We start from the raw sequence: 16062 nt of genomic DNA, 5'->3' as shown, positions 1-16062 counted from the left end.
CCATACTTAAAGCGACGGCCATTGAAGGAGGGAGACACAATGCACTGGCAAACGCATACCGTTTTTAACCAACCTGTACCGCTCAATAACAGTAACTTATATTTGTCCGATGGCGCGCTGTGCGAAGCGGTTATCCGCGAAAGCGCTGGCTGGGACAGCGATCTTCTCGCCAGTATTGGTCAGCAGCTAGGGACTGCCGAGTCGCTCGAACTGGGCCGTCTGGCCAATGCATTCCCGCCTGAACTGTTGCGCTACGACCCGCAGGGGCAGCGGCTGGATGATGTGCGTTTTCATCCTGCCTGGCATTTACTGATGCAGGGGTTGTGCGCCAACCGCGTACATAATCTGGCCTGGGAAGAAGATGCGAGGCAGGGAACATTTGTTGCCCGGGCGGCCCGTTTCATGCTGCATGCGCAGGTTGAAGCTGGCACGTTGTGTCCGGTGACCATGACTTTTGCCGCCACGCCGCTGTTACTTCAAATGTTACCCGCCCCCTTTCACGACTGGCTTACGCCGCTGCTAAGCGACCGTTATGACTCGCATTTACTGCCCGGTGGGCAAAAGCGTGGACTGCTTATCGGCATGGGCATGACCGAGAAGCAGGGTGGTTCAGATGTGCTGAGCAATACTACACAGGCAGAACGTCTTGCTGACGGCTCGTATCGGCTGGTGGGACATAAGTGGTTTTTCTCCGTGCCGCAAAGCGATGCCCATTTAGTGCTGGCCCAGGCTAAGGGAGGATTATCCTGCTTTTTTGTGCCGCGATTTTTACCTGACGGGCAGCGTAATGCTATCCGTCTTGAGAGATTGAAAGATAAGTTAGGCAACCGCTCCAACGCCAGCTGCGAGGTTGAATTCCACGATGCGATTGGCTGGCTATTGGGTGACGAAGGGGAAGGTATACGTCATATCCTGAAAATGGGGGGGATGACGCGTTTTGACTGTGCGCTCGGTAGTCACGGTATGATGCGGCGTGCTTTTTCCGTCGCGATTTACCATGCGCACCAGCGGCAGGTCTTTGGCAAGTCATTGATTGAACAGCCGATGATGCGTCAAGTGTTAGGTCGGATGGCGCTCCAACTGGAAGGTCAAACGGCGTTACTGTTTCGACTGGCGCGGGCCTGGGACCGCCGTGCTGATGCTAAAGAAGCGCTGTGGGCCAGATTGTTCACACCAGCGGCGAAATTCTCCGTTTGCAAAAGCGGTATGCCATTTGTGGCAGAGGCGATGGAAGTGCTGGGTGGGATTGGCTATTGCGAGGAGAGCGAGCTGCCGCGTTTGTATCGTGAAATGCCGGTAAACAGTATCTGGGAAGGCTCTGGCAACATTATGTGCCTTGATGTGTTGCGGGTACTGACCAAACAACCCGGCATATACGAGATGCTCAGTGAAGCCTTTGCGGAAGTCAAAGGGCAAGATCGACATTACGATCGAATGGTACGTCAGCTCCAGCAGCGTTTACGTAAACCCAGCGAGGAGATGGGAAGGGAGATTACACAGCAGCTTTTCCTGCTCGGTTGCGGGGCGCAGATGTTGCGTTATTCTTCTCCGCCAGTGGCGCAGGCCTGGTGCCAAATGATGCTTGATACGCGGGGGGGACTACGATTGTCTGAGCAGGTGCTGAACGATTTGCTTCTGCGGGCAACGGGGGGATTACGGTAATAATATGCCTGATGGCGACGCTTTCGCGTCTTATCATGTCTACAGTTCACTGTAGGTCAGATAAGTTTACGCCATCCGGCAATGTGTTAAGCATAGAGTATGGCCTGTACGCGCCAGTTGTCGGGCTGCTGATCTTCGTACATTTGAATGATCCGATACCATGAGGCACCTTGTTCATCCGCTTTTAACGCGACTATACGTTCTACATCCTGCGGATTTCCTGCAATGTTACTGACAGATATCTGGCCAATTTCGTTCAGGCCAGTAACACAGTCAGCACTGGCGAATTCGGCAGACTGTGCCGTAGTACCTACCAGTCCGGCAGAAAGCAGCAGTGAGGATAAGGCAAGTGATTGTTTCATCGTCAGCTCCATTATTCGTACCCCTACACACGGCAGGGCATTCCATCGCGATAATAAACCTCAAGCTTCCTGCTGTTGGTTTATTGTGCACAGGTAAACGCATAGGGGCGCAAAGCAATGTAAAGCTGACTAAATTTCAACCCAATGTTATTTACGATACAAAATAGCCTGTGAATACCATTGGCCTGTCACGATAGTTTCATCCACTAATAAAACCACGTAGTAATCAGCTTTAGCCGCGGCGGCTTTGGCACGGATCTCTGCCAGCGCATCATCCGGAGAGCCTCTTACCAGTGCGCTAACCGTCCCTAATCGCTGTAACCCATTACTCTGGTCACGGCGGATCTCCTGCGGGTGGTCGGCAACGGGCGGTGCGGGTTGCGGCGTTCCCTGTAGCACGCTACAGGCGCTTAAAAACATAACCAACAACACAGAGGCAAACCGACGCATAACTCTATCTCGTTTCCTGATAGCCATAGTGTAGTGCCTTATTAATTTCCCTTTAGGGGAATGTTCCCGAATTGTTATCTCTCACGCGATTTTCGAATGAAAATGTTGCGAAAGCGTAACCCAGTTCTCAACATTATGAATCATTGCCGAACACATTCGCTTGCGTTAAGTATTGCTGCATGGCATACCAGAAAGAAAGAGGCGACAAATGATCGAAATTGAAACACGACAGTTGGTGGGTATCCCTGTCCTGCACGCCGTTCCGGCTGGCAAACGCGAATGTTCACTCCCTTGTATTATCTTCTATCACGGGTTTACCTCTTCAAGCCTGGTTTACAGCTATTTTGCCGTTGCTCTGGCTCAGGCCGGTTTCCGCGTCGTCATGCCAGATGCGCCCGACCATGGCGCTCGCTTCAAAAGCGATGCCAAGGTGCGAATGCACCGCTTCTGGCATATTTTGCAGCAAAATATGCAGGAGTTTACGACGTTACGTGCGGCGCTGGTGGCGGAAAATTGGCTTTCAGATGAGCGGCTTGCCGTCGGTGGGGCGTCGATGGGGGGAATGACAGCATTGGGCATAATGGCGCGCCATCCTGAGGTTAAATGTGTAGCCAGCCTGATGGGTTCAGGCTATTTTACCCGGCTTGCGCAGACGCTTTTTCCCCCTTTACTGGTTCAGACCCCAGAGCAGCAGGCGGAATTTGATGCCGTTATCGCCCCGCTTGCCGAATGGGATGTTACGCATCAGTTACCACGCCTCGCTGACAGGCCGTTGCTGCTGTGGCATGGACAGGATGATGATGTTGTACCCGCTGTTGAAACCTTCCGCTTACAGCAAGCGCTGATTCAGGCAGGTTTGGACAACAATCTGACCTGCCTGTGGGAAGCGGGCGTACGACATCGCATCACGCCAGAAGCGTTGGCCGCAACAGTGACGTTTTTCCGCCAGCACCTTTAAACGCGCATAATGCTCACGCCCTGGGCTTCAAGCTGTTGCAGAATCTCAGGGTTTGCATTTTTGCCAGTAATCAGCATGTCGATTTGGTCGGCGCGACTGAACAGCATTCCCGCACGTTCACCGACTTTACTGCTATCGACCAGTACCACCAGTTTGCCCACCACGTTAAGCATCTTCTGCTCGGCCATCGCGGTCAGCATATCGGTTTTATACAGTCCGTCCGCGGTCAACCCTTTGCCACTGGTGAACATCCAGTGCCCAGCATACAGGCTATTTTCACTGCCTTGCGGGCTAAGCGTGATGGATTGGCTTTTGTTATATTGCCCTCCCATGATGATCACGCTGTCATGCTCCTGGTCGATCAGATAGTTCGCCAGCGGCAGATAATTAGTGATGATCTGCACCGGCTTGCCGCACATTTCGCGACCCAGCAGAAAGGCTGTCGATCCGCAGTTGATCACCACGCTTTCACCCGCATTCACAAGCTGGGATGCCGCCTTGGCAATGCGAACTTTTTCATCGTGGTTCTGTGCCTGGTGCAGATTCATTGGCGTCCAGCGCGGTCGCTGCTGGGTAATAGCTTCTGCGCCATTGCGGACTTTCTTGAGTTTGCCGCTTTCATCGAGTTTGTTGATATCCCGGCGTGCTGTGGCGGGTGAAATCCCCAGACGCTCAATCACGTTCTCAACGGTAACAAAGCCCAACTGCGCCAGCATATCCAGCAATATTTGATGTCTTTGTGCTTCAGTCATGAGCTATTCCGATACAAATTGATTTGAAAAGATGATATTTGAAATAGCCTGGAAATACTAAAGTAAATGGGAAAAAATGCCGGGATGGCCCGGCATTTTGTGTGGATCACAAGAACGATTTAAACGGTAAATCCGGTTCAATCGTGAAGCAGTCGTCAAAGCCGCGCGGATAGTGATATTCAAAGTTATCTTTGTCCAGCGGCCAGGTGAACTTGCCACCCACCTGCCAGATAAAAGGCTTAAAGCCATACTTCAGCCGATCCTTTTTCATCTCCCATAGTACGCGGATCTCCTGAGGATCGGCCTGGAAGTTTGACCAGATATCGTGATGGAAAGGGATCACCACTTTTGTATTCAGGGCCTCCGCCATACGCAGCATGTCGGAACTGGTCATTTTGTCCGTAATTCCCCGTGGGTTCTCGCCGTAGGATCCGAGCGCGACGTCGATTTGGTGCTCATTGCCATGCTTTGCATAGTAGTTGGAGTAGTGTGAATCACCGCTGTGATAAAGCGTACCGCCCGGCGTTTTGAACAGATAGTTTACGGCGCGGGCATCCATACCATCCGGCAGCACGCCTGCCGCTTTTTGATCGGCAGGAAGCGTGATCAATGCCGTACGATCAAACGCATCAAGCGCATGAATTTCAATATCTTTCACTTTCACCACATCGCCAGGTTTTATCACGATGCAGCGCTCTTTTGGTACACCCCAACCGATCCACAGATCCACACAAGTCTGCGGTCCAATAAACGGCACGTCGTCGGCACAGTTCTGCATGACGGCTGCTGCAACATTTACGTCGATGTGATCGTTATGATCGTGCGTGGCCAGCACCGCATCGATCTGACGAATGGCAAACGGATCAAGAACAAACGGCGTGGTGCGCAGGTTTGGCTGCAGCTTCTTCACGCCCGCCATGCGTTGCATCTGGTGACCGGTTTTCATCAGCGGGTTACCGTGACTCTGTTTACCCGTACCGCACCAGAAATCGACGCAGACGTTAGTTCCGCCTTCAGACTTTAGCCAAATTCCGGTACAGCCAAGCCACCACATAGCGAAAGTGCCAGGTGCGACCTGTTCCTGCTCGATCTCTTCATTGAGCCAGCTTCCCCACTCCGGGAATGTGCTCAGAATCCATGATTCACGCGTGATGCTTTTTACTTTACTCATCGCAATTACCTTCATGTTTGTTCAAGTTTAATCAAATGATGATTTGTTTTGATTGATACTGACATCATTTTCTCAAGAAGGCAATGCGCTGATTTTTGGTGTTGAATGGGAAAATGTGAAAAAATTACAACGTGACAAGATGGTTTATATGAAATGTATTTTTGTATTTTATTGTTTTAAATGAATTTATTTTGACGTGTATGAATTTGAAGTAAATCCACTCTGCAAGTAAGAGAATTATTTGCGTACTTCATCACATTTAATCAAATTCAATCTTGTTGTGATTACTTTTGAAAATTAGAGTGAGGGCACAACATCCTGGGCATCTGTAATGAATGTTCAGCAACTTCGTCTACTGGAGATCGTTATGGAGATCCTCTACAACATCTTTACCGTCTTTTTTAATCAGGTTATGACCAATGCACCGTTGCTGTTGGGTATTGTGACCTGCCTCGGCTATATCCTGTTGCGTAAAAGTGTCAGCGTCATTATCAAAGGCACGATCAAAACGATTATCGGTTTTATGTTATTGCAGGCAGGGTCGGGCATTCTGACCAGCACGTTTAAACCGGTGGTGGCGAAGATGTCTGAGGTTTACGGTATCAATGGCGCGATCTCCGATACCTATGCCTCCATGATGGCAACCATCGAACGAATGGGTGAGGCCTACAGTTGGGTAGGGTACGCCGTACTGTTAGCGCTGGCGCTGAACATTTGTTACGTACTGCTACGGCGTATTACCGGTATTCGAACCATCATGCTGACTGGGCACATCATGTTCCAGCAGGCGGGGCTGATTGCTGTCTCTTTCTACATCTTTGGTTACCCGATGTGGACCACCATCATCTGTACCGCGGTGCTGGTGTCGCTCTACTGGGGGATTACCTCCAATATGATGTACAAACCGACGCAGGAAGTGACCGACGGCTGCGGTTTTTCCATCGGTCACCAGCAGCAGTTCGCCTCATGGATTGCTTACAAAGTCGCGCCGTATCTGGGTAAGAAAGAGGAGAGCGTAGAAGATCTCAAGCTGCCAGGCTGGCTGAATATCTTCCATGACAACATCGTTTCCACCGCGATTGTGATGACCATCTTTTTCGGGGCGATCCTGCTTTCTTTCGGCATAGATGTGGTTCAGGCGATGGCGGGTAAAACCCACTGGACGGTCTATATCCTGCAAACCGGTTTTTCGTTTGCTGTCGCTATCTTCATCATCACCCAGGGCGTACGTATGTTCGTTGCTGAACTTTCAGAAGCGTTCAACGGTATCTCTCAACGTCTGATCCCCGGCGCGGTGTTGGCTATCGACTGCGCAGCGATTTACAGCTTTGCCCCCAACGCGGTGGTCTGGGGCTTTATGTGGGGCACCATCGGCCAACTGATTGCAGTAGGTATTCTGGTTGCCTGCGGCTCTTCCATCCTGATTATCCCAGGCTTTATCCCGATGTTCTTCTCGAACGCCACTATCGGCGTATTTGCTAACCACTTTGGCGGCTGGCGCGCGGCGCTCAAGATTTGCCTGGTGATGGGGATGATCGAAATCTTCGGCTGCGTTTGGGCGGTGAAACTCACCGGTATGAGCGCCTGGATGGGCATGGCGGACTGGTCAATTCTGGCACCGCCGATGATGCAAGGCTTTGCCTCCATCGGCATCGTGTTTATGGCCGTCATTATTCTGATTGCACTGGCTTATATGTTTTTCGCAGGACGCACGTTGCGCGCTGAGGAAGACGCAGAAAAACAACTGGCAGAACACTCTGCTTAATAAGGAGTTCCGATTATGACCGTACGTATTCTGGCTGTGTGTGGCAATGGGCAGGGCAGTTCCATGATCATGAAAATGAAAGTGGACCAGTTTTTAACCCAGTCAAATATTGACCATACGGTGAACAGCTGCGCAGTGGGTGAGTACAAAAGTGAACTGAACGGCGCGGATATCATCATCGCCTCTACCCATATTGCCGGTGAAATTACCGTAACTGGCAATAAATATGTTGTTGGCGTACGCAACATGCTGTCGCCTGCCGATTTTGGGCCAAAACTGCTGGAAGTGATCAAAGCGCATTTCCCGCAGGACGTGAAGTAAGGGGCGGCATATGAAATTACGTGACTCGCTGGCAGACAATAATTCCATCCTTTTGCAAGCCGAGGCCAGTACCTGGCAGGAAGCGGTAAAGCTTGGTGTGGATCTGTTGGTTAAGGCCGATGTGGTTGAACCACGCTACTACCAGGCCATCCTTGATGGCGTTGAGCAGTTTGGCCCGTACTTTGTGATTGCGCCAGGCCTGGCAATGCCGCACGGCCGTCCGGAGGAAGGGGTTAAGAAAACCGGTTTTGCGCTGGTGACGCTGAAAACGCCGCTGGTGTTTAACCACGAAGATAACGACCCGGTCGATATTCTGATAACGATGGCGGCAGTTGACGCCAACACGCATCAGGAAGTGGGCATCATGCAGATCGTGAATCTCTTTGATGACGAAGCCAATTTTGACCGTTTACGCGCCTGCCGCACCGCGCAGGAAGTGTTGGATTTAATTGATAACGCCACTGCGGCGGCTGTTTAAAAGGATACCAAAATGTCATTACCTATGTTGCAGGTTGCGCTGGATAACCAATCAATGTCTTCCGCGTATGAAACGACGCGTCTGATTGCCGAAGAGGTCGATATCATTGAGGTGGGCACTATTCTTTGCGTGGCAGAGGGCGTGCGCGCCGTTCGCGATCTAAAGGCGCTTTACCCGCATAAAATTGTGCTGGCGGACGCCAAAATTGCCGATGCGGGAAAAATCCTCTCCCGCATGTGTTTCGAAGCCAACGCTGACTGGGTCACCGTCATCTGCTGTGCGGATATCAACACCACCAAGGGGGCACTGGAGGTGGCGAAAGAATTTAACGGTGATGTACAGATTGAACTGACGGGTTACTGGACCTGGGAGCAGGCGCAAGAGTGGCGTGACGCGGGCATTGGGCAAGTTGTGTATCACCGCAGCCGTGATGCGCAGGCAGCAGGTGTGGCGTGGGGAGAGGCGGATATCAGCGCGATCAAACGCCTGTCCGAGATGGGCTTTAAAGTCACCGTCACCGGCGGTCTGGCGTTGGAAGATCTGCCGCTGTTCCAGGGAATTCCGATTCACGTATTTATTGCTGGTCGCAGCATTCGCGATGCCGCCTCTCCGGTGGAAGCGGCCCGTCAGTTCAAACGTTCTATCGCCCAGCTGTGGGGATAAGGAGCGACTATGTTGTCGAAACAGGTCCCGCTCGGTATTTATGAAAAGGCACTCCCCGGCGGGGAGTGCTGGCTGGAGCGCTTGCAGCTGGCGAAGGAACTGGGCTTTGACTTTGTCGAAATGTCGGTTGATGAAACCGACGCTCGCCTGGCGCGTCTTGACTGGAACCGCGAGCAGCGACTGGCGCTGGTGGCCGCTATCGCCGAGACAGGGATACGGGTGCCGTCCATGTGCCTGAGCGCTCATCGACGTTTCCCGCTGGGCAGTGAAGATGATGCGGTACGCGAACAGGGGCTGGAGATCATGCGTAAAGCCATTCAGTTTGCGCAGGATATCGGTATTCGCGTTATTCAACTGGCGGGTTACGACGTTTATTACCAGCAGGCCAATAACGAAACGCGTCGTCGGTTTCGCGATGGGCTGAAAGAAAGCGTAGAGATGGCGAGCCGTGCACAGGTGACGCTGGCGATGGAAATCATGGATTATCCACTGATGAATTCGATCAGTAAGGCGCTGGGATACGCCCACTATCTCAAAAATCCGTGGTTCCAGCTGTATCCCGATATCGGCAATTTGTCGGCGTGGGACAACGATGTGCAGATGGAGCTGCAGGCGGGAATGGGCCATATCGTTGCCGTACACGTGAAGGATACCAAACCCGGCGTATTCAAAAATGTGCCGTTTGGTGAAGGGGTTGTCGATTTCGAACGTTGTTTTGCGACGCTCAAACAGAGTGGGTATTGCGGGCCATACTTGATTGAGATGTGGAGTGAAACGTCGGACGATCCGGCTCGTGAAGTGGCGAAGGCGCGCGACTGGGTGAAAGCGCGTATGGCCAGCGCCGGTCTGGTGGAGGCGGTGTAATGCAAAAACTCAAACAGCAGGTTTTTGAGGCCAATATGGATCTGCCGCGCTACGGGCTGGTGACGTTTACCTGGGGTAATGTCAGCGCCATCGACCGCGAACGCGGGCTGGTGGTGATTAAGCCCAGCGGCGTCGACTACCAGACAATGACAGTGGACGACATGGTAGTTGTGGATCTGCACGGCAACGTGGTGGAAGGACGCTATCGTCCTTCTTCCGATACCGCCACCCATCTGGCGCTGTATCGCCGCTATTCCTCTCTTGGCGGCGTGGTGCATACCCACTCAACCCACGCGACGGCATGGGCGCAGGCAGGTCTGGCAATACCCGCGCTAGGCACGACGCATGCGGACTACTTCTTTGGCGATATCCCCTGCACCCGGGCGTTAACTGAAGCGGAAGTTCAGGATGAGTATGAGCTGAATACCGGCAGGGTGATTGTTGAAACGCTGGGGGAGGTGGAACCTTTGCATACGCCAGGCGTAGTGGTGTACCAACATGGCCCGTTTGCCTGGGGCAAAGACGCTCATGACGCGGTACATAACGCGGTGGTGATGGAAGAGGTGGCAAAAATGGCATGGATTGCGCGTGGCATTAATCCGGCGCTCAGCGCTATCGACAGTTATCTGATGAATAAGCACTTCATGCGTAAGCACGGCCCAAATGCCTATTACGGGCAGAAGTAGGAATAAACGTTCCGGAGCCAACTCTTCATGGGGATGAGATCGGTCTGGCTTCGGGATTGTTTTGCAAAAAAAGCCCCCAGTGAAGGGGGCAAGTCAAACTGTGGCAATGTTCTCGTTGGTTATTTCTGGTGTTAACGATAAATATCTGCACTGGCGTGCATATTTCCGTTACTACCGGGTTCCCTGGTGAGGATCACGTGGTAGTAGGTTGCGCCTTGCGCATCGGTCTCTTCATTCAGGGCCTGAGTGGCTTCACTTTCAGTGGCGAAGTTATGATTTATGTAAATGACGCCTAAGCTCTGCACATCATCCATGTTCCTGGCCTGATGGTTATCAATTTTGATGGCTGCCGTTGCATTTGCACTGAGCAAAAGCACAGCCAGAAGGGTCAAAACACGGGCTCGCATATGTACCTCCTCGACTGCGGTCTCTGGTTGCCTCTCTCCTGTGAGTGATTAACTTCTGATGTAATTTTAACCGCTACCAGCGCAGTCGATAGCGACCATTTCTGATGCAGTTGTTCAAAAAATTACCGCATAGCCATCTTTTCTTTAATTAACAGTCTGCTGGTGTATACCGCTGCGGTGAAAAAATACCTGCCTTTCGCGCATAAGCTCTTACTAAATAGTCAATTTAATCGGGTGAGTACGCCGTTTATAGTGAGCCGGATAATTAATATAACTTTATGATAATAAGGCAAAAACTTATGGATACTTCATTCATGGATTTCAGCTATTTCGTGGTTATGTTTATGGTCGCGCTGGTGGCTGGCTTTATTAACGTGGTGTCGGGTGGTGGTGGATTTCTCTCTATTGGCGCACTCTTAATTTCTGGTTTACCCCCGGCTAATGCGCTGGCAACCAATAAAATTCAGGCTCTGGGTAGCTCGCTGACCTCCGGAATTTACTTTTTACGCCGAGGACATATCAACGTGCAGGAGCACAAGTATGTGTTTTTATCTGCCTTTATCGGTTCTGCGCTGGGAACGACGCTTATCCAGTTCATTGAACCGGAACTGCTGAAGAAACTGCTCCCAATCCTGATTATCGCAGTCGCCATTTACTTTATTTTTGCGCCAAACCTTAGCGAACCGAAAAGAAAGCAGCAGGTATCCCTGTTTCTCTTCTCGTTGATCGGTGGGGGATGTATTGGTTTTTATGATGGCTTTCTCGGTGCTGGGGCAGGTTCCTTTTATACCCTCAGCTATATTCTGCTGTGGGGATACAGTATTGATAAAGCGCAAATCCACTCGAATTTTATTAACCTGGCGTCGAACATCGCCTCGATTTTGTTCTTCATTTTCGGCGGTAAAATGATCTGGTCGCTGGGTTTGGTGATGTTTGCAGGGCAATCCCTTGGCGCACGTCTTGGTGCGACAGTCGTACTGACGCGCGGTAAGAAAGTCATCCGACCCATGATTGTGATTGTCTCCATTTGTATCAGCATCAAAATGCTGCTGGATATGTATTAATGGCGACATGATAAATAATCGTACAAGCACCTTGAGTTTACCTGCTGACCCCAGTATTATGACGCGTCATTTTTCAGCCGACCTTTAACACGTTCCTTGCCTCCATGGGCCTCGGCTGACCCAGACAGGAGGCTGAATAATCCGTAAGGAGCAATTCGATGCGTCATTACGAAATCGTTTTTATGGTCCATCCTGACCAGAGCGAACAGGTTCCGGGTATGATCGAACGCTACACTGCTGCCATCACTGGTGCAGAAGGCACGATCCACCGTCTGGAAGACTGGGGCCGCCGTCAGCTGGCTTACCCGATCAACAAACTGCACAAAGCTCACTACGTTCTGATGAACGTTGAAGCGCCGCAGGAAGTGATCGATGAGCTGGAAACTACCTTCCGCTTCAACGATGCCGTTATCCGCAGCATGGTTATGCGTACTAAACACGCTGTTACCGAAGCATCTCCGATGGTTAAAGCGAAAGACGAGCGTCGTGAACGTCGCGATGATTTCGCTAACGAAACCGCAGATGATGCTGAAGCTGGGGATTCTGAAGAGTAATTTCTGATGACCAACCGTCTGGCGTTGTCCGGCACTGTGTGCAGGGCCCCCCTTCGAAAGGTCAGTCCATCAGGAATTCCTCATTGCCAGTTCGTGCTTGAGCATCGTTCTGTGCAGGAGGAAGCCGGATTTCACCGGCAGGCGTGGTGCCAAATGCCCGTTATTATTAGCGGACACGAAAACCAGGCCATTACTCACAGTATAACGGTCGGTAGCGCAGTGACCGTTCAGGGGTTCATCTCTTGCCACAAGGCAAAGAACGGCCTGAGCAAAATGGTTCTGCATGCCGAGCAGATTGAATTGATAGATTCTGGAGACTAGCCATATGGCACGTTATTTCCGTCGTCGCAAGTTCTGCCGTTTCACCGCGGAAGGCGTTCAAGAGATCGACTATAAAGATATCGCTACGCTGAAAAACTACATCACCGAAAGCGGTAAGATTGTCCCAAGCCGTATCACCGGTACCCGTGCAAAATACCAGCGTCAGCTGGCTCGCGCTATCAAACGCGCTCGCTACCTGTCCCTGCTGCCGTACACTGATCGTCATCAGTAATCGGTCACGGTCCATTAATACGACTTTGAGAGGATAAGGTAATGCAAGTTATTCTGCTTGATAAAGTAGCAAACCTGGGTAGCCTGGGTGATCAGGTTAACGTTAAAGCGGGCTATGCTCGTAACTTCCTGGTACCACAGGGTAAAGCTGTTCCTGCTACCAAGAAAAACGTTGAATTTTTCGAAGCGCGTCGCGCTGAGCTGGAAGCTAAACTGGCTGATGTTCTGTCCGCTGCTGAAGCTCGTGCTGAGAAAATCAACGCACTGGAAACCGTAACCATCGCGTCTAAAGCTGGCGACGAAGGTAAACTGTTCGGTTCCATCGGTACTCGCGACATCGCTGACGCTGTAACTGCAGCTGGCGTTGAAGTAGCTAAGAGCGAAGTTCGTCTGCCGAACGGCGTTCTGCGTACCACTGGCGAGCACGAAGTGAGCTTCCAGGTTCACAGCGAAGTGTTTGCTAAGCTGACTGTAAACGTAGTTGCAGAATAAGTTTTTATTCTGATGACCGCGTAAAAGCGCCGGCCCTGTGCCGGCGTTTTGCTTTTCTGTTCCCCCGCTTTTCTCTCTGGCTATTCTTTATCCTTTTCGGGATAATCACAAAAATAAAACATTATTTCAAAGTGGTGATGGAATGGAACCAACGCACCAACCTCTGTTTGCGCGTAAAAATGTTGTCTACCTGAGCGCGGCGTTCTGCTGCCTGCTGTGGGGGAGCGCCTATCCGGCGATTAAAAGCGGATATGAGATCTTCCAGATTGCCACGGATGACATTCCCTCAAAGATTGTCTTTGCCGGATATCGCTTTTTGTTTGCGGGATTATTGCTGCTACTGCTGGCGGTAGTGCAGCGTAAACCGATTGGCCGGTTAAGCCCGCGTCAGTACGGTCAACTCACGCTGTTGGGGCTGACGCAAACCTCGCTACAATACATCTTCTTCTACATTGGCCTGGCGTTCACGACGGGAGTGAAAGGGTCCATCATGAATGCGACCGGGACCTTCTTCAGCGTGCTGCTGGCCCATTTTATCTACCATAACGACAAACTGAGCTACAACAAAGCGCTGGGCTGTATTCTGGGCTTTACCGGTGTAATGGTGGTGAACTTTAGCAGTGGAATGGATTTTAGCTTCAGCCTGTTAGGCGACGGTTCAGTAGTGATGGCAGCCTTTATTCTCTCTGCTGCCACGCTATATGGAAAACGTATTTCTCAGACGGTGGACCCGACGGTAATGACAGGGTACCAGTTGGGCGGTGGCGGCCTGGCGTTGGTTATCGGCGGCTACGCTTTTGGCGGCACGCTAACCGTACACGGTGCGTCTTCGGTGGCGATTCTCGGCTACCTGACGTTACTCTCTTCGGTCGCTTTCGCCTTGTGGAGTATTCTGCTCAAGCATAATCGCGTGGGGATGATTGCGCCGTTTAACTTCCTGATCCCGGTTTCGGGTGCAGTGCTGTCGGCAATATTCCTCGGTGAAAACATTCTCGAATGGAAATATGCGGTAGCGCTGGTGCTGGTGTGTTCGGGGATCTGGTGGGTGAACAAGGTGAAACGCTGACGTTTCACCTTGATGCCTGATGGCGCTATCGCTTATCAGGCTTACAATCGCGGGGTCACAGCGCTTAACGGGCGCGGATAAAACTGCCGTTAGGCTGGCGGGTAAACAGTACCTGCTGACCATTCCCGGTATCAATGGTTAATCCCGTCACCACGCCATTGGCATTCTGCCTGATCTGTATCATCTGACCGTCTTTCAGATTGCTCAGTGGTTTTCCGGCGCCTTCAACCTGTGCCATCGCATACACATCGGTTGGCGGGAGGTTATGGTCACGGAATACCTGCGCCAGCGTTTTACCTGAGTCTACGCGGTAGGAGCGCCACTGCTGGTCAATTCCGCTATCCTGTTGGAAAGGTTGTGTCTGAGGCTGAGATTGCTGGACCTGAGGCTGCGCATCAGGTTCGCCTTCCTGGATTGGCTCTGGCGCAACCGGAGCGACCTGGCCGGGATCATTTTGCGGCGGGACAAGCTGTGCCTGTAGCTGAGCCTCGGTCGGTGGCTGCGACTGTGACTGTAAATCCAGCTGGGCAGTACGCGTCACCACAGGGGTATCGCTGGTGTCACTGGAAGGGAGCAGGAAACCTATCACCAACACAATAGCAGCAATAATAATGCCGCGGCGGTGCATAGGCGGTAGCGGGTCCATAATGCGAAAATTGTCCGGTGCATGCCAGATTTTCGCCAGGGTTGGTTTTAATTCAAAGCGCCCGGGCATGGCTTTCCTCCTGCTCCGCGTCTCGTTCCTCGATCATAGAGTATAGATGGCTAACGCTATGATGTTCGTCATATTACCCGCTTTCGTGATATCAACGCGGGATATTCCTATTGTTTATGTTTCCTCGCGATTTGTCATCTGTTCCCGAGACAAAGTTTTACCGGATGCGGCATGGCTGATATGCTGCCCGCTACTTTACATCCGATGAAAGGAAATATGATGGCTAACCCGACTTTTGACACTATCGAAGCGCAAGCAAGCTACGGCATTGGTTTGCAGGTAGGACAACAGCTGAGCGAATCCGGACTGGAAGGACTGTTGCCTGAAGCGCTGGTAGCGGGTATCGCTGACGCGCTGGAAGGTAAGCACCCGGCAGTGCCGGTTGATGTTGTGCATCGCGCACTGCGTGAAATCCACGAACGTGCTGATGCGGTTCGTCGCGAGCGTTTCCAGGCTATGGCGGCTGATGGCGTCAAATATCTGGAAGAAAACCGTGAGAAAGACGGTGTGAACAGCACTGAATCTGGTTTGCAGTTCCGTGTTCTGACCCAGGGTGAAGGTGCTATTCCGGCACGTACTGACCGCGTTCGCGTGCACTACACCGGTAAGCTGATCGACGGTACCGTGTTTGACAGCTCTGTCGCACGTGGCGAACCGGCTGAATTCCCGGTTAACGGCGTAATCCCAGGCTGGATTGAAGCGCTGACCCTGATGCCGGTAGGTTCCAAATGGGAACTGACTATTCCTCAGGAACTGGCTTACGGCGAGCGTGGCGCTGGCGCGTCCATTCCTCCGTTCAGCACGCTGGTGTTCGAAGTTGAGCTGCTTGAGATCCTGTAAGCAGTGACTTCTGTTCCCCCCGAGGCCGGGGGGAGCAAAAAAATAGCGTGAAAAGCTATAGTTACGTCGTTGTCGATATTTTATCTTGCAAATGCCCCGTCAGCGTGTATTTTTGTGAGCTGATTCGCGCTATCAGAGTGATATGACACTCACTTTAAACATTAAATTAACATTATATCTAAATCTTAGTATTCATCCCGCCAATTCTTACCTAATATCGATGAGTCCTGATAACAGGAT

General features: G+C 51.6%; 21 protein-coding genes. 15 read left to right on the top strand and 6 right to left on the bottom strand.

Annotation, left to right across the window (positions count from 1 at the left end; genetic code table 11):
• Positions 1-39: 39 nt before the first annotated feature.
• Complete coding sequence (locus tag OGY09_RS02380; protein WP_032942170.1) at positions 40-1662, top strand: isovaleryl-CoA dehydrogenase; 1623 nt, start codon at positions 40-42, stop codon at positions 1660-1662.
• An 86-nt stretch (positions 1663-1748) separates the two neighbouring features.
• On the opposite strand, the gene yjfN is transcribed toward OGY09_RS02380, so the two are convergent.
• Both yjfN and bsmA read right to left on the bottom strand, forming a co-directional pair.
• Positions 1749-2024, bottom strand: coding sequence for a DUF1471 family protease activator YjfN (yjfN, locus tag OGY09_RS02375; RefSeq protein WP_020996263.1), 276 nt, complete (start codon positions 2022-2024; stop codon positions 1749-1751).
• A gap of 147 nt (positions 2025-2171) precedes the next feature.
• Positions 2172-2501, bottom strand: coding sequence for a biofilm peroxide resistance protein BsmA (bsmA, locus tag OGY09_RS02370; protein WP_008786010.1), 330 nt, complete (start codon positions 2499-2501; stop codon positions 2172-2174).
• 181 nt (positions 2502-2682) lie between these two features.
• On the opposite strand from bsmA, the gene yjfP reads away from it, so the two are divergent.
• Positions 2683-3432: an esterase gene (yjfP, locus tag OGY09_RS02365; RefSeq protein WP_032942171.1), complete on the top strand. Its 750-nt coding sequence runs from the start codon at positions 2683-2685 to the stop codon at positions 3430-3432.
• Here the strand turns inward: yjfP and ulaR are convergent.
• Both ulaR and ulaG read right to left on the bottom strand, forming a co-directional pair.
• Positions 3429-4184, bottom strand: coding sequence for an HTH-type transcriptional regulator UlaR (gene ulaR, locus OGY09_RS02360; RefSeq protein ID WP_003025646.1), 756 nt, complete (start codon positions 4182-4184; stop codon positions 3429-3431). The two genes, yjfP and ulaR, sit on opposite strands and share 4 nt — an antisense overlap.
• A gap of 106 nt (positions 4185-4290) precedes the next feature.
• Positions 4291-5355, bottom strand: a complete 1065-nt coding sequence (gene ulaG / locus OGY09_RS02355) for an L-ascorbate 6-phosphate lactonase (RefSeq protein ID WP_032942172.1) — start codon at positions 5353-5355, stop codon at positions 4291-4293.
• A 367-nt stretch (positions 5356-5722) separates the two neighbouring features.
• Between ulaG and ulaA the strand changes: the two genes are divergently transcribed.
• The 6 genes from ulaA to OGY09_RS02325 are packed head-to-tail and all read left to right on the top strand — an operon-like array spanning position 5723 to position 10132.
• The gene (ulaA, locus tag OGY09_RS02350) at positions 5723-7120 is read left to right on the top strand and encodes a PTS ascorbate transporter subunit IIC (RefSeq protein ID WP_032942173.1); all 1398 of its coding nucleotides are present in this window, start codon (positions 5723-5725) and stop codon (positions 7118-7120) included.
• Between the two features lie 15 nt (positions 7121-7135).
• Positions 7136-7441 (top strand): PTS ascorbate transporter subunit IIB, encoded by a 306-nt coding sequence (gene ulaB, locus OGY09_RS02345; protein WP_001577590.1) that lies wholly within the window; start codon positions 7136-7138, stop codon positions 7439-7441.
• A gap of 10 nt (positions 7442-7451) precedes the next feature.
• The gene (gene ulaC, locus OGY09_RS02340; RefSeq protein WP_006686330.1) at positions 7452-7919 is read left to right on the top strand and encodes a PTS ascorbate transporter subunit IIA; all 468 of its coding nucleotides are present in this window, start codon (positions 7452-7454) and stop codon (positions 7917-7919) included.
• Between the two features lie 12 nt (positions 7920-7931).
• Positions 7932-8582: a 3-keto-L-gulonate-6-phosphate decarboxylase UlaD gene (gene ulaD / locus OGY09_RS02335; RefSeq protein ID WP_003025660.1), complete on the top strand. Its 651-nt coding sequence runs from the start codon at positions 7932-7934 to the stop codon at positions 8580-8582.
• Between the two features lie 9 nt (positions 8583-8591).
• Positions 8592-9446 (top strand): L-ribulose-5-phosphate 3-epimerase, encoded by an 855-nt coding sequence (locus tag OGY09_RS02330; RefSeq protein WP_032942174.1) that lies wholly within the window; start codon positions 8592-8594, stop codon positions 9444-9446.
• Entirely contained in the window at positions 9446-10132 is a 687-nt protein-coding gene (locus OGY09_RS02325) for an L-ribulose-5-phosphate 4-epimerase (protein ID WP_032942175.1), read from the top strand. The genes OGY09_RS02330 and OGY09_RS02325 overlap by 1 nt, the downstream gene beginning before the upstream one ends.
• Positions 10133-10263: 131 nt before the next feature.
• Here the strand turns inward: OGY09_RS02325 and yjfY are convergent, their stop codons facing one another.
• The gene (gene yjfY, locus OGY09_RS02320) at positions 10264-10539 is read right to left on the bottom strand and encodes a DUF1471 family protein YjfY (protein WP_003025668.1); all 276 of its coding nucleotides are present in this window, start codon (positions 10537-10539) and stop codon (positions 10264-10266) included.
• 299 nt (positions 10540-10838) lie between these two features.
• Between yjfY and OGY09_RS02315 the strand changes: the two genes are divergently transcribed.
• From OGY09_RS02315 to OGY09_RS02285, 6 genes are all read left to right on the top strand, one after another.
• Entirely contained in the window at positions 10839-11603 is a 765-nt protein-coding gene (locus OGY09_RS02315) for a TSUP family transporter (protein ID WP_003830447.1), read from the top strand.
• A 158-nt stretch (positions 11604-11761) separates the two neighbouring features.
• Positions 11762-12157: a 30S ribosomal protein S6 gene (gene rpsF, locus OGY09_RS02305; RefSeq protein ID WP_003025672.1), complete on the top strand. Its 396-nt coding sequence runs from the start codon at positions 11762-11764 to the stop codon at positions 12155-12157.
• Positions 12158-12163: 6 nt separating this feature from the next.
• Positions 12164-12478, top strand: a complete 315-nt coding sequence (gene priB / locus OGY09_RS02300; protein WP_003025674.1) for a primosomal replication protein N — start codon at positions 12164-12166, stop codon at positions 12476-12478.
• Between the two features lie 4 nt (positions 12479-12482).
• The gene (gene rpsR / locus OGY09_RS02295; protein WP_000135199.1) at positions 12483-12710 is read left to right on the top strand and encodes a 30S ribosomal protein S18; all 228 of its coding nucleotides are present in this window, start codon (positions 12483-12485) and stop codon (positions 12708-12710) included.
• A 41-nt stretch (positions 12711-12751) separates the two neighbouring features.
• Complete coding sequence (gene rplI, locus OGY09_RS02290) at positions 12752-13201, top strand: 50S ribosomal protein L9 (protein WP_003025676.1); 450 nt, start codon at positions 12752-12754, stop codon at positions 13199-13201.
• 142 nt (positions 13202-13343) lie between these two features.
• A complete protein-coding gene (locus OGY09_RS02285) occupies positions 13344-14267 on the top strand; it encodes a DMT family transporter (RefSeq protein WP_032942176.1) in 924 nt (307 codons plus the stop codon).
• 64 nt (positions 14268-14331) lie between these two features.
• On the opposite strand, the gene OGY09_RS02280 is transcribed toward OGY09_RS02285, so the two are convergent.
• Positions 14332-14982 carry a LysM-like peptidoglycan-binding domain-containing protein gene (locus OGY09_RS02280; protein WP_032942177.1) on the bottom strand — a complete coding sequence of 217 codons (651 nt, stop codon included), beginning with the start codon at positions 14980-14982 and terminating at the stop codon, positions 14332-14334.
• A 219-nt stretch (positions 14983-15201) separates the two neighbouring features.
• Between OGY09_RS02280 and bamJ the strand changes: the two genes are divergently transcribed.
• On the top strand, positions 15202-15822 hold the full coding sequence (gene bamJ, locus OGY09_RS02275; RefSeq protein WP_032934269.1) for a BamJ family beta-barrel-assembly machinery protein: 621 nt from the start codon (positions 15202-15204) through the stop codon (positions 15820-15822).
• Positions 15823-16062 lie beyond the last annotated feature (240 nt).

The sequence above is a fragment of the Citrobacter sp. Cpo071 genome (assembly GCF_030332765.1).
Taxonomy (GTDB): Bacteria; Pseudomonadota; Gammaproteobacteria; order Enterobacterales; family Enterobacteriaceae; genus Citrobacter; species Citrobacter portucalensis.
Note: the sequence above shows the minus strand (reverse complement) of the source record. Positions and strands in the feature narration are given on the sequence as shown.

What these genes read in the sequence shown, in the direction of transcription:
- yjfY (WP_003025668.1), bottom strand. Translation starts at nt 10,539, where the DNA reads ATGCGAGCCCGTGTTTTGACCCTTCTGGCTGTGCTTTTGCTCAGTGCA.
- rpsF (WP_003025672.1), top strand. Translation starts at nt 11,762, where the DNA reads ATGCGTCATTACGAAATCGTTTTTATGGTCCATCCTGACCAGAGCGAA.
- OGY09_RS02380 (WP_032942170.1), top strand. Translation starts at nt 40, where the DNA reads ATGCACTGGCAAACGCATACCGTTTTTAACCAACCTGTACCGCTCAAT.
- OGY09_RS02280 (WP_032942177.1), bottom strand. Translation starts at nt 14,982, where the DNA reads ATGCCCGGGCGCTTTGAATTAAAACCAACCCTGGCGAAAATCTGGCAT.
- rpsR (WP_000135199.1), top strand. Translation starts at nt 12,483, where the DNA reads ATGGCACGTTATTTCCGTCGTCGCAAGTTCTGCCGTTTCACCGCGGAA.
- OGY09_RS02315 (WP_003830447.1), top strand. Translation starts at nt 10,839, where the DNA reads ATGGATACTTCATTCATGGATTTCAGCTATTTCGTGGTTATGTTTATG.
- bamJ (WP_032934269.1), top strand. Translation starts at nt 15,202, where the DNA reads ATGGCTAACCCGACTTTTGACACTATCGAAGCGCAAGCAAGCTACGGC.
- ulaC (WP_006686330.1), top strand. Translation starts at nt 7,452, where the DNA reads ATGAAATTACGTGACTCGCTGGCAGACAATAATTCCATCCTTTTGCAA.
- rplI (WP_003025676.1), top strand. Translation starts at nt 12,752, where the DNA reads ATGCAAGTTATTCTGCTTGATAAAGTAGCAAACCTGGGTAGCCTGGGT.
- yjfN (WP_020996263.1), bottom strand. Translation starts at nt 2,024, where the DNA reads ATGAAACAATCACTTGCCTTATCCTCACTGCTGCTTTCTGCCGGACTG.
- OGY09_RS02325 (WP_032942175.1), top strand. Translation starts at nt 9,446, where the DNA reads ATGCAAAAACTCAAACAGCAGGTTTTTGAGGCCAATATGGATCTGCCG.
- yjfP (WP_032942171.1), top strand. Translation starts at nt 2,683, where the DNA reads ATGATCGAAATTGAAACACGACAGTTGGTGGGTATCCCTGTCCTGCAC.
- priB (WP_003025674.1), top strand. Translation starts at nt 12,164, where the DNA reads ATGACCAACCGTCTGGCGTTGTCCGGCACTGTGTGCAGGGCCCCCCTT.
- ulaB (WP_001577590.1), top strand. Translation starts at nt 7,136, where the DNA reads ATGACCGTACGTATTCTGGCTGTGTGTGGCAATGGGCAGGGCAGTTCC.
- OGY09_RS02330 (WP_032942174.1), top strand. Translation starts at nt 8,592, where the DNA reads ATGTTGTCGAAACAGGTCCCGCTCGGTATTTATGAAAAGGCACTCCCC.
- ulaD (WP_003025660.1), top strand. Translation starts at nt 7,932, where the DNA reads ATGTCATTACCTATGTTGCAGGTTGCGCTGGATAACCAATCAATGTCT.
- ulaG (WP_032942172.1), bottom strand. Translation starts at nt 5,355, where the DNA reads ATGAGTAAAGTAAAAAGCATCACGCGTGAATCATGGATTCTGAGCACA.
- bsmA (WP_008786010.1), bottom strand. Translation starts at nt 2,501, where the DNA reads ATGGCTATCAGGAAACGAGATAGAGTTATGCGTCGGTTTGCCTCTGTG.
- ulaR (WP_003025646.1), bottom strand. Translation starts at nt 4,184, where the DNA reads ATGACTGAAGCACAAAGACATCAAATATTGCTGGATATGCTGGCGCAG.
- OGY09_RS02285 (WP_032942176.1), top strand. Translation starts at nt 13,344, where the DNA reads ATGGAACCAACGCACCAACCTCTGTTTGCGCGTAAAAATGTTGTCTAC.
- ulaA (WP_032942173.1), top strand. Translation starts at nt 5,723, where the DNA reads ATGGAGATCCTCTACAACATCTTTACCGTCTTTTTTAATCAGGTTATG.